Source organism: Vallitalea maricola (assembly GCF_036985595.1).
Classification (GTDB): Bacteria; Bacillota; Clostridia; order Lachnospirales; family Vallitaleaceae; genus Vallitalea; species Vallitalea maricola.
In genome coordinates this window covers 23,171-36,716 of sequence record NZ_BTPU01000022.1, presented here as the reverse complement: position 1 = coordinate 36,716, position 13,546 = coordinate 23,171, and the positions used below count along the sequence as shown (strand labels likewise).

The following is a 13,546-nucleotide window of genomic DNA, read 5'->3' as shown; positions in this document are numbered from 1 at the left end:
GTGGTATAATGGAAATTATTTTCAACGATTCAAGACAAATATACATATCCATGATTAATAAGGTTCAAGATTATATAGAAAAACATCTGGATGAAGAATTAACTGTGGAATTACTTGCAAGTATTGCTTCATTTTCTAGTTATCATTTTCAGAGAATCTATAGGCAGATAACTGGAGAAAGCCTATACAGCTTTATAAAAAGACTGCGTCTAGAAAAAGCTGCATTTCTATTAGCAACCAATAATAACAAAACGATTCAAGATATAGCTTTATCACAAGGTTACTCTAACCAATCATCTTTTGCTAAAGCTTTTAAAAACAAATTTGGGATGAATGCAAGCAAGTTTAGAACTCTCAGTGAAAATGATAGGATGATAATTATTGATAATATAAATAGTGCTCATGATAGCATGAATGGAAAAGTATATAATAAAGAAATTGATTATACTACACCTATGGAATTATCTGTTCAGATAATGAAGCCAACAAAAGTAGTTTATATAAGGCATACAGGATCATATAAGGGTGACAGTAAACTTTTTGAACAATTATTTACAAAATTATATTCATATACTAGTTCATTGGATATTATAAAAAAGGATTCAAAATGGTTTGTTGCCTATCATGATTTTGGTGACTTGACAATGGAAGAACAGCTTAGACTAAGTGTATGTATGTCAATAGATACAGATATTAGAACCAATGGCGAATTTGGCAGTATGATTCTAGAAGGTGGTAAATATGTAGTAGGAAAATTTGAATTAAAACCAGATGGATATCAACTTGCTTGGAATTATATGCTATCAAAATGGCTTCCAGAAAGCGGTTATGTACCAGATGACCGTGTGTTTTTTGAATACTATCCACCAGAAGACAATATTAACTATAAAGAGGAAAAAAATGTTGAAATATTTATACCTATAATTCCTCTTTAGAAATGGAGGTTCTATGGAAAAATTACAATTTCAGACAATAGGAGATTTTGAATTAATAGGAAAAGCCAGTAATGAGCTTAATAATATCGCTAAGATTACATTAAGAAAAGGAATTGAAAAAGCAATCACAGGATTAAGTAATTTTAGTCATTGCATAATTTATACTAAATCAAAAGATAAAATCATGTGCTACGGTACAAAAATAGAGGATATCAATGTAAGCAAAGGGGAAATATTAATTGATGAAATTAATGTTAAAGGTGATATTGTAGATATAAAACCATATTTTCCATGTGAAGAGAAAATACAAGATACGATTATCAACAAATCTGCTACTATTCCTTTTAAGGGAAATGTGATTGGTAAGTACGTATATATTAATAAAAAAAGAGTAATCAAGCTAGAAGGGTCAAAACATCTTACAAATACTGAGATACAATCATTCTTAGAATTAATAGAGAAAGGTGATTATCTAAGGATACTTTGGTGGTTTCATAGATATGATAAAAAAGATTATCGTAAAATCAGGATGTGTAATCCACCTTATGAAAATGCACCTAGATGTGGAGTTTTTGCAACTAGGTCACCTGTAAGACCTAATCCACTGGCATCCACAGTTATCAAGGTGAAATCTGTGGATAAAGTCAATCATTTTATTGAAGTCTGTGGATTTGATGGTTTTGAAGATACGAATATATTACAGATTATGCCCTATAATGCTGTTACTATCTTTGATGATGTAAAAGTACCGGATTGGGTAGCCCATTGGACTGATTATAAAACGTTTCTGGATTCTAATAAAAGGATTCAGAGTACTAACAGAGATTCTAACAGAAATATAAATAAGAAACAACCAATATTTATACAAGAATTAGAACCAGAAAACAACTTACAATTAGAAAATATAAATTCTAATGAAATCGTTGTTGAAAATGCTTCTATAAATAATCTGAAAAATATATCTGTGAAAATACCAAAGGATAAAATTACAGTAATAACAGGAGTTAGCGGAAGTGGTAAGTCTAGTCTTGCATTTGATACCATATATAATGAAAGCAGAAAGCAGTTTATGGACTTGATTGCTTCCAACACACACATAGATAATGATTACAATGATTCAAAAGTTAAAAAAATAACGGGATTACAACCTGCTATAGCTATAGAACAGAGAAACCTAGGTATGAATCCCAGATCAACAGTTGGTTCCGTGTCTAGAATTGGAGATTATCTAAGACTATTATATGCTACCATAGGTGAAAGAGTTTGCCCTTATTGCAATGAAACTGTTCCCAAAAATAATGTATGCAGTAAATGTGGTAGTATTTTTTTCCCACTGACACCTTCTGCATTCAGTTATAATAATCCAGATTATATGTGCCCTGTTTGTAAAGGATTAGGGGAAGAAATGAAAATAGATGTTAACCTTATCATTGATAATCCTGAAAAGTCAATTTTAGATGGAGCTTCTCTTTGGTGGGGAAACCTAAGAAAGTTTAGAGAAAAGCCTAATGCTAACTGGATGAAAGGAGAAGTCCTTGCACTGGCTGATGATATGAAGGAAGATTTGGAAGTGCCTTTCAAGAATCTATCAGATGATTTTAAGAAACAGCTTTTTTACGGTACTAATGGTAGGGAAGTCAGCCTTGACTATCTGAATTCTAATGGTAGAAGAGGCACTATAACAAGACCTGTTGAAGGTGTAGTAAATATTATGTATCGCCTTATGAAAAATAATAATAAAGACAAACCGCTAACTCACCTTGAAGGATTTATAGTTAAGAAAAAATGCGATAGTTGTAATGGGGAGAGGTTAATAGATGAATCACGTTTAGTCAGAATAGGTAATACACGCTATCCGGAAGTTGTTTCCATGAGTATAAATAATCTTAGGAATTGGTGTCATATAACGTATAATTCTCTATCTGATAGGGAAAAAGAAATGTCAAAAAGTATTTTTATTAAGATGTTATATAGACTAAAGAAAATACAACAAGTAGGATTAAGTTATTTAAGTCTTGATAGGAGTATTCCTACTTTATCAGGTGGAGAAGCTCAGAGATTGAAGATAGCTACACAATTTGGTTCTTCTTTTACTAACGTCCTCTATATAATGGATGAGCCATCCAAAGGACTTCATCCCAGAGACTATAGGTTTCTAATAAAAACAATAAGCGATCTGAAAAAGTTGAATAATACTATAATTATGGTAGAACATAAAAGTGCATTTAAGGAAATAGCAGATTATTTGATAGAGATAGGTCAGGGAGCAGGAAAATATGGGGGAGAATTAATAAGAGCTGAGGAAGTTGTTAATGAAAATAAAATATTAAAATATGATAAAGAGATTGATATAGATATAACCAGGCTAAAGGATTATAATTATCTTGAAAAATTAGATTTGAAGCCTATTGATAAATCCATAAGTAGAGATAAATTGTTAGAGTTAAGAGGTATGACTACTAATAACTTAAAAAATATTGACATCACCATACCGTTATCAAAATTAACTTGTATTGTTGGGGTTAGTGGTTCGGGTAAGAGTAGTCTTATATCAGAGACTTTATATCCAGCTATATTAAAAGCAACTGGTAAAAAAACTGAATCCATTGGTAGATACAAAGAAATCATAGGAGTCGATAATCTAAAAGAAGTTCATTATGTCAGCCAAAAGCCTATAGGAAAAACTCCTAGGTCGAATCCTGGAACATATACAGGTGTATTTGATTTAATAAGAGATTTCTACTCCAGATTAGAGGCAGCAAAAGAAAGTAAATTGACAAAAGAACATTTTAGTTTTAATAGTAAAAAAGGTCAATGCCCTGAATGTAAAGGAGCTGGACAGATAGCTGTTCCTATGCATTTTATGCCAGATATCTACACAGTATGTTCTAGATGTAAAGGAAGAAGATATCTTGATAAAGTATTGGAAGTAAAGTATAAGGGATATTCTATAGCTGATTTACTCGAGTTAGAGATAAAAGAAGTAAAAGAAATCTTTAGTGAGCAGGAGAAAATATATACTATACTTGATATGTTAGATAAAGTAGGTGTTTCCTATATAAAATTAGGTCAGAGTGCAACAACTCTTTCAGGAGGAGAGGCACAACGAATAAAACTTGCAAAAGAGTTATGTTCAGGTAAAACAAAAGATGTATTATATATTCTAGATGAACCTACAACGGGTCTTCATGATAAGGATGTGCTAAAACTTATAAATATTTTGGGAGAACTGACGAATAATGGGGCGACTGTTATAGTTATTGAGCATAACCCTATGTTAATTAAAAGAGGGGATTATGTTATAGAGATGGGACCAGAAGGTGGAGATTTGGGAGGTTATATAATTAGAGAAGGATGGTTAGGACATTAAATGTAGCAATTATATATCAATTACCATATGGTTATAGCTTATTTATTATGGGTTAATTAAGAAAATTTACAGATAAGGTTAAAAAAATGACTGATAAACAGAATTTGTTTTCAGTCATTTTTTAAGTAATGATTTAACATAGCTGATACGGATTCATTACTAATAACGTGTTCAATAGCACATGCATCCTTGTCAGCAATTGCTGGGTCGATATCTAAGATTTCTATTAAGAAACGACTGATAACATGATGTTTATGAGAGGTCTGTTCAGCTATAATCTTACCTTTTTCTGTTAGTACGATTTCTTTATATTTTTCATTAATAATTAATCCTTTTTTAGTTAATGTGGTCATGGCACTATTGGTGCTGGCTTTTGTAACACCAAGACGTTTAGCAATATCAGATACTCTGGCACTTCCATTACCTTCTCTTGATAATTCGTATATTGCTTCTAGATAATTCTCCATAGTGAAAGTTAGTTTTTCCATTAAATCTACTCCTTTGCTTTCTAATATCATTATATCAAATAAATACTATTATTAAAATATTTTATTTAATAACTATTTTTTCGACATTTATCAATGAATATTATAGCAAAAACAACTGTACTATTACATTATTTACCATGTAAATATACAATATTAGTAAATATATATCGATATTTACAGAAAAAAGTATTATTTTAGACTATAAAGAAATATGATATATTATATTAAGTTTCATTAATTTATTAAAAAGTAACAATAAACACAAAAATATTGAAAAATATGATACAATAGTGTATAATTAATTTGGTTAATACGATATGAGACATAATAAGCTATATTGTTAGATAATAGTAAATATAGATATTATTAAATATAGTTATTAAATAGTATCTAATTTAGTTAATTTAGTTAATTTAGTAATATAGTATTTCTTTTGGCTTAGATAGATAATAGTTAAAGTTTTAGATTAATTATTAAGGTTCAATAATAAAATTACTAAGAAGGGATAGAGGATATAATAAATGAAAAGAAAAATTACGATATTGTGTCTATTTGCAGTTATAGTAGTAGGTGTAGTCGTTTATTTTATATTACACTTTTCAAATGACGATATTTCTAATGATAAAGATGCGATTATAAATAGTACAATACAAAAAACAATGGATAAAGGAAATATTCCAGGTTTATCTTTATGTTACATTGATGGTAATGATACATATATTAATTCTTTTGGTTATTCAGAACTGGATGATAAAACAAAAGTAGATAATAGTACTTTATTTCAAATAGGATCTAATAGTAAAGCCTTTACAGCATTTGCTGTATCACAATTAATCAAAGAAAATAAAATTGAATTAGATGGCAAGGTCAGTGATTATCTAGATAATTTCTATCTTAATTATAATAGGAGTTATAGAGGGAAAAAATATGATGGGCAAGTTGATGTTACTATAGAACAATTACTGCATCATACAAGTGGAATACCCACCAACAGTATAGTTAATATCCCTGAAAGCAATAATGAAAATAGTTTAAATGATACAGTATATAGCTTTTCAAATATGTCACTTAAAAATTATCCTGGTTCTAGATTTGAATATGCTACCATCAACTATGATATTCTAGGTCTAATTATGGAAAAGGTGACTGGAGAATCATATGAAAAATATATACAGGATAATATTTTTGATAAGTTTGGTCTGATAAATACCACTGCTGAGCAAGTCAGTAATATATCTTCAGGATATAAGGAAAGTCTATTTGGAATCAAGAAATATGATGCACCAGTTTACAAAGGTAATACACCTGCTGGATATATCGTTTCTAATATAGAAGATATGTGCAGATGGATAAAAATTCAAATGGGAATGATTAGCATAGAAGATTCAGATGTATTGCAAATGACTCATGAAGCCAATCATGCTAATACCACTGGTTTAAATAATGCGTTTTACGCTTCTGGCTGGTATTGCAATGAGACTGTAGATGGAACAATTGTTTTTCATGGAGGTGATAATCCTAATTTTTCATCATTCATTATATTCAACTCTGAGAAAAAAATCGGTGTATGTGTATTAGCAAATGTAAATTCCGTATATACAGTAAGTTTAGCTGAAAAAATATATAATATCTTAGAGGGTAATCATAGGATTGTTAAAGCTGAGGATACTGTAGGAATCTTAAATAATATATCTAGATTTATAATAGGTTTTTTCTTTATATTCATTATAGCAGTTATAGTATTGATAATTAAACAAATCATAAGAATAAGCTATTTGAAAAAACATAAGACAGAGAATTATATTAAAACAAACTATAAGAATGCAGTAGTATTAGGGGTAATCTTAACAGCATTTATAGTAGGGATGAGATTTCTACCTAGATTATTCTTTGCTAATGCTGGATGGGAATTTGCAAGGGTATGGATGCCTGATTCATTATATATCGCAGCTAATGTAGTTTCAATAGGTTTAGTATGTTTCTTTATATATTATGTGCTCTCTAGTTATAAAGTGAGTGATGAAACCTATAATCTTGTACCATTAGTAATCGTAAGTGCAATTAGTGGGTTTGGAAATTCAATGATTATTTTTATGATAAATATGGCTATATCACGAGGCGAACGTTTTGATAAAGTATTATTCACATATTTTATAATAGGATTGTTGATATACATATTCGGTCAGAGAATAGTAAGATTCGATTTGATAAAAATATCCAATGAAATCATTTATAAAAAAAGGATGGACATAACATCAAAAGTCCTTGAATCCAATTATGAACAGTTTTCAAGTTTGGATTCTGGTCAGATAGAAACTGTTCTAAATAATGATACTGAAGTAATAAGCAACTTCTCCAATGTGTTGATTACAGGCTTGACAAGCCTTATTACCATAATATGCTGTTTTGTTTATCTTGGGATAGTTAGTATATATGGACTGGGTATAGTTCTAGGAGTAGTACTGATTGCTGTGAGTCTGTATATGCTTATTATGAAAAATGCTAATGGGCATTTAGAAAAAGCAAGAACTTCACAAAATGTATTTTTTAAACGTATTGGTGATATGATAGGTGGATTCAAGGAATTAAGTCTTAACCATGATAAGAAAATATCTTATAAACAGGATATGAAGGAGACCTGTGAAGATTATAAAGATAAAATTAAAAAAGGAAGCTATAAATTCGCAGGGGTTTTCATTGTTGGAGAATCTTTATTCACAATTGTTATTGGAGCTATAGTGTTCATATTTCCAATAGTATTTAAGAATCAAAATATGCATTTAAGAGAATATGTATTTGTTTTACTATATGTTACAGGACCAATAAATGCTGTTCTTAATGCTGTACCAAATGTGATACGTACAAAAATCAGCTGGAACAGAATTGGAGAATTGATGAAGATACTGGATATAAGCTGTAAAGATACGGATGCCTCTTGTAAGAATGACAGAATAAATGATTTTCATAGTATCAAGATTGTAGATGGAAGATATAAATATAAGGTTGAAGATGAAAACGGTTTTGAAATAGGGCCAATCAATGCAGAGTTTGGTAAAGGTCAGATATCATTTATAGTAGGTGGAAATGGCAGTGGTAAAACTACTTTGGTAAAACTTCTAACAGGACTATACAAACCAGTTGAAGGTAAGATTTACATAAATAATAAAAAAGTGATGTTAGATGAATTAGGTAAGTATTATACAACAGTATTTAGCGACTTCTATCTTTTTGATAAATTATATGGAGTAAATATTGAAGGTAAGGAGGGAGCAATAGAAGAGTATTTAAAAGAATTAGGATTGTTTGAAAAAGTCACAATTAAGGAAAATGAATTTTCTACTGTTAAACTTTCAACAGGTCAGAGAAAGAGACTAGCACTATTAATAAGTTATTTAGAAGATAAACCTATTTTCTTATTTGACGAATGGGCAGCTGACCAAGATCCTGTTTTTAGAGAATTCTTTTATACTGAATTATTACCTAAACTAAAAGAAAAAGGTAAATGTATAATTGCAATAACCCATGATGACAGATATTTTAATTTGGCTGATCAGGTAATATGTATGGAATTTGGAAAAGTCAAAGACCAGAATTATAATCTGTTGGAATATTATTGATATTATTATAACGGTCGCCATTATTTAATGAGAGGAAGAATATAAGAGTGATAAATGTTGAAGTAATAAACTCAATTGACAGAAAAGATAAACTTGATGAAATATACAAATTCAGGTTTGAGGTATATATTGAAGAACTAAGTTATCTTAAAGCAGGATATAATGACTCTAATTCTTATTATTCAAAGCAGGAGTATGATATTTATGATGAATATTCCAGACATATCATTTTAAGAAATAATAAGGAGATAGTAGCATATGCAAGAATAATTATTGATAAGGGTCAGGGATTGCTGATATTAAATAAAATTGGTGATCAACAGTTCTTGAATGACAGTAATAAAGTTGAAGTAAGCAGGATGATGGTGAAAAAGAATCACCGTTATTCCAGAGCAATAATAATACTTATGAATGAAATATATAAGAATCTAGTTGATATTGGATGTAAATACATTTTTGCAGATACGTTCCAGGATTCAGCTAGTTATCAAATATGTAAAGAGATGGGTTTTAAAGAATTAGGGGTAAAGTATATAGATGAAACTTACAATCTAGATATTGATTCAGTTGTATTATTTTCAACATTGAATGAACTGAAGATAAATTATTTCTTGGAAATGAACAGGAAAGAGGAGATTTCAAATGGTTAAAAATGTTCTACTAATACAGCCGCCTATTTTTAAATCAGATTTAGGTGTTGATGTAATTCAAGGTGCCTATTGGAATAAGCTTGATAAAAAGATGAATGACATAATAATAGAAAATAAACTTGATAATGGAGTTAATGGTTATCATGCCATAGAACCCAATATAGGTTTGCTTTATGTAGCGGCATGCTTGAATAAATGTGGTTATAATCTTAAATATGTTGATTTCTCAGTGGTTGATAATGATGTTAGAAAGATCAAAAAAAGACCCATCAATAAAGAGGATATAGAGAAAGAGATAGGACAGATACCTAAGGATTTTTTACAATTCGTGGCTATCTCTTGTATGACAGTAAATTATAAATGGGCAGTCAAGATTGCAGATACTATTAAAAGCATCAATAGTGAGTGTGTTGTTGTATTAGGAGGTGTTCATGGAAGCTTTGAATATGACAATATACTAAAAAGCACAAAAAGCATAGACATAGTTTCTATCGGTGAAGGAGAAGAAACTATGGTAGAAATAGCCGATATGTTTTTTAGGTATGGAATGGATATTGATAAGTTGTCTTCAATAAAAAGTGTGGCATTTCGTAAAGGAGATGGAAGTATCTGTTTGACTCCAAGAAGAGAATTCATACAAGATTTGGATACCATTCCTTATCCTATGTATGAGCTTATTCCAAAACACATTACAGATGATGTAATGATAAGGGTCATAACCTCTAGAGGATGCAGTAACAATTGTTCTTTTTGCGTTCCAAGCAAAATATTCAATAAATTAAGGTTCCGTAAGGTCAAGTGTGTAGTAGATGAATTGGAATACTATAACAAGACACATGGATGGAAATTATTCATGATAGGTGATTTGAATTTCCTTAGCTCATATGATTATGCACTTGATTTCTGCAATGAAATCATTAAGAGAAAACTTGATATTGTATGGATATGCCAGAGCAGAGTGGATTTGGTTGATGAGAATATAACGAAACTCATGAAAAAAGCAGGTTGTATCTTAATCTGTTTAGGTATTGAAAGTGCCGATCAGGATATTCTGGATCAAACTAATAAAAATACAACAGTTGATAAAGCTTTGAATGCTTGTAAAATGGTTAAGAAAGCAGGTATTCGTTTGTATACATATTGGGTTTTTGGATTGCCTAATGAAACTCATGATAGTGCACATGCCACTATAAAACTATTAAGGCGATTTTTGGATGAAGATGTAATTGATTTCACCCATTGTACAATGTGTACTCCTTTTCCTGGGACTGAACTGTACAAGCATCCAGAAGAGAATGATATAACTCTGTTAACCAATGATTACGATGATTATTGGTTAGGGTGTGATTATCTAGGTGCAGGACTTCCTGTAATGGAGACTAATGAATTAAGCAGATATGAAATCTATGCATATTGGCAGATGGCACTTGCTGTAGTAGCTGGAAATCTGGATTGATAAAAATATAATAATAATTATGTATTAATAGGAGATAAAAACATGTACGAAAACAAAGGATACAAATTATATGATATTGATGATATAGATTGCATGAGTGATGATGAGGTCAAAACTATTAATCACGATAGACTGAATACGAAACTAACTGAACTTCTGAAAATATTAGACTGCGATAAAGTTTATAAGGATGCTGATAATTGTATCATAAAAGATTCAAAGGGTAATGAATACATAGATTTCTTAGGAGCTTATGGAGCTATGAATCTAGGAAGTAATAATCCTCATGTAGTTGATGCGTTGGATAAAGTTAAAAATAAGCTTAATCTAGCATTTATCGGTTTGAATCCTTATGAAGCTGGGCTGGCAGAAAATCTTGTAAAACTTACCGATAACCAATTGCAGCATGTTTTTTTCTGTAACAGTGGTTCTGAATCTGTAGAAAGTTCACTAAAAATGGCACGAGCTGCTACTGGTAAAACCAGGATAATATATTGCAGGAATTCCTATCATGGTAAGAGTTTCGGGGCGTTGACTGTAACAGGTCAAACACATTACAGACAGAAATTTGAACCATTGATTCCTGATATGATTGAAGTTCCTTATGGAAACATGGAGGAATTGGAAAAAGAATTAACAAAAGGTGCCGCAGCATTTATTGTTGAACCCATACAAGGGGAAGGCGGAATAATTACACCACCAGTAAATTACTTCAAAGAGGTGAGAGAACTATGTACTAAGCATGATGTACTCCTTATCTTGGATGAGGTACAAACTGGGTTTGGAAGAACAGGAACTTTTTTCGCATATGAACAAGAAAATATAGTACCTGATATCTTATGTCTGGCTAAATCTCTTGGTGGTGGAATAATGCCAATGGGTGCTTGTATATCAAAAGAATGGGTATATCAAAAAGCATATGGTGAACTTAGTACATGTATGCTCCATTCAACTACATTCGGTGGCAATACATATGCATGTGCCGCTGGAATAGCAACAATAGAGACTATTGTGAAAGAAGATTTAGTAAAAGAATGTAAAGAAAAAGGTGAGTTTCTCATGGAGGGACTTAATAATCTGAAAGAGAGATATTACGGTATAAAAGAAGTAAGAGGCAGGGGTCTCATGGTTGGTGTGGAATTTGAAAATAATATTGATGACACCTTGAAAGAAGCTAATGGCATCAAAGAACTTCCATTCAACAGTTATGGAGCATATATAGCTTCTGGCCTTATAAATGAATATGGCATAGTTACTGCATATTCAACAAATAACATGAATTTGATTCGTTTAGAACCACCGTTGACTATTACCTATGACCAGATAGAGAAATTTTTATCAGCACTGGGAAATCTTCTGTTAGAGAATAGTGAATTTGACATCTGTAATGTTAAATGAAAAGAGGAATGATTATGAATGATTTGTTCAAGTTAGATTATGTCTTACAAGCAATGAAAGAAAATGATAGTAACTATGTTGAATATTACAATGGAAGTACATATTTCAAAAAAGTGTTCTCCGATATGTATGTTGATGTTATGAAAGTATCCTCATACTTGAAGAATAGAGGGGTGCAAAAAGGCGATAGAGTTGGAATAATAGGCATGAATTCTTATGAGTATATGATTTTGGATTTGGCCGTAATTACAAATGGATCTGTATCAGTACCTTTTCCAGAAAAAGATTTCAAGGGAAAAATTCAAACACTATCTAAGGAATATCATTTAAAGCTATTCTTTGCTGACGAAAAATATGTGGATGATAGTGAAGAAATAATTAATCTTGGAAATCTATTATTAGATGCAGAAAAAGAAGATTATAGTGATTTGGAAATGAATGATATCGAAGATGAAGATAATTTTACAATAATATTTACTTCGGGAACAACAGGTGTACCAAAAGGAATAGAAGTAAGGAGCAAATGTGTACAGGAATGGATGGAGCATCTAGTAGATTCATATGATCTTACAGAAGATGATAAAATTATAGATTTTCTTACACTATCTATATCCAATGCAAGACTATTTGTATATGCTTCAGTTTTAGTACATTTCAATTTGGTGCTGACCAACACAAATGAACTATTACGTGTACTTGCACTTTCTAAGCCTACAATTATGCAAGGAGTACCATACTTATTTGAAACATTTTATAGAACATTCATGAGCATGACACAACAGACCTTCAAGAAACGTTTTAATTATAGGTTATATCATGTGTTAGATAAGATATTACCATCTTCTATGCTTAGAGGACTTCATGAGAAGGTATTCAAAAGCTTAAAAGATCTCTTTGGACAGAATATGAGAATTTTAGTTACCGGCTCAGCCCATACAGATGAAAATTTATTGAAGTTCTATGAAAAAGCAGATTTAAGAGTTTATGAGGTATATGGAATAAATGAAGTCGGTTTGGTGTCGATGAATAATCCAAAAGCATACAGGATTGGAAGTGTAGGAAAACCTTTCAACACTAAAACAATAAAGATCAGTGATAATAATGAAATACTGATAAAAAGTGATTATTCATGGGGTACTGGTTATATAAATGATGAAAACAACAGCAAAAAAACTTTTAGAGAAGACGGTTATGTAGCTACAGGTGATTTAGGTCATGTTGATGAAGATGGTTTCTTATATGTTGAAGGAAGATTGAAGGAAGTTCTTATTCTGAGTAATGGGGATAAGATACATCCACGAATAATCGAAGATGATTTGAAACAGACAAACTTAATCAAGCAGGCAGTAGCAATAGGTAATCAAAAACCTTTTATCAGTTGTATTATCGTTTTAGAAGATTCCAATACACCAGTCAACAAAATAAAAGATGCAATAAATGAAATCAACAAAAGATATTCAGATAATTTCAAGATAAAAGAATTCATTATTGCTGATAGTCCATTCACAGTGGAAAATGGATTGATGAATTCCACATTGAAGATAAATAGAAATGCTGTATACGAAGCATATAAATCAAAGATAGAAAAACTATACACATAAAATCTGATAATTATGTGATGTATAGAAATGG

The 13,546-nt window shown here is 30.7% G+C and carries 8 protein-coding genes; 7 read left to right on the top strand and 1 reads right to left on the bottom strand.

The annotated features are described in order from the left end of the window. The first annotated feature begins 8 nt into the window (after positions 1–8). Positions 9–935: an AraC family transcriptional regulator gene (locus AACQ14_RS07225; protein WP_339362908.1), complete on the top strand. Its 927-nt coding sequence runs from the start codon at positions 9–11 to the stop codon at positions 933–935. A gap of 13 nt (positions 936–948) precedes the next feature. Beyond that, the gene (locus AACQ14_RS07220) at positions 949–4,305 is read left to right on the top strand and encodes a TrmO family methyltransferase domain-containing protein (RefSeq protein WP_339362907.1); all 3,357 of its coding nucleotides are present in this window, start codon (positions 949–951) and stop codon (positions 4,303–4,305) included. 110 nt (positions 4,306–4,415) lie between these two features. Here the strand turns inward: AACQ14_RS07220 and AACQ14_RS07215 are convergent, their stop codons facing one another. After that, positions 4,416–4,793 (bottom strand): metal-dependent transcriptional regulator, encoded by a 378-nt coding sequence (locus AACQ14_RS07215; RefSeq protein ID WP_339362906.1) that lies wholly within the window; start codon positions 4,791–4,793, stop codon positions 4,416–4,418. 521 nt (positions 4,794–5,314) lie between these two features. Between AACQ14_RS07215 and AACQ14_RS07210 the strand changes: the two genes are divergently transcribed. From AACQ14_RS07210 to AACQ14_RS07190, 5 genes are read left to right on the top strand one after another with little or no spacing between them, the layout of a single operon-like run. Continuing rightward, on the top strand, positions 5,315–8,410 hold the full coding sequence (locus tag AACQ14_RS07210; protein ID WP_339362905.1) for a cyclic peptide export ABC transporter: 3,096 nt from the start codon (positions 5,315–5,317) through the stop codon (positions 8,408–8,410). Between the two features lie 47 nt (positions 8,411–8,457). After that, entirely contained in the window at positions 8,458–9,060 is a 603-nt protein-coding gene (locus tag AACQ14_RS07205; RefSeq protein WP_339362904.1) for a GNAT family N-acetyltransferase, read from the top strand. Further along, positions 9,053–10,516 (top strand): B12-binding domain-containing radical SAM protein, encoded by a 1,464-nt coding sequence (locus tag AACQ14_RS07200; protein WP_339362903.1) that lies wholly within the window; start codon positions 9,053–9,055, stop codon positions 10,514–10,516. The genes AACQ14_RS07205 and AACQ14_RS07200 overlap by 8 nt, the downstream gene beginning before the upstream one ends. A 42-nt stretch (positions 10,517–10,558) precedes the next feature. Next, positions 10,559–11,914: an aspartate aminotransferase family protein gene (locus tag AACQ14_RS07195; protein WP_339362902.1), complete on the top strand. Its 1,356-nt coding sequence runs from the start codon at positions 10,559–10,561 to the stop codon at positions 11,912–11,914. A gap of 14 nt (positions 11,915–11,928) precedes the next feature. After that, positions 11,929–13,515, top strand: a complete 1,587-nt coding sequence (locus tag AACQ14_RS07190) for an AMP-binding protein (protein ID WP_339362901.1) — start codon at positions 11,929–11,931, stop codon at positions 13,513–13,515. Positions 13,516–13,546: the final 31 nt, after the last annotated feature.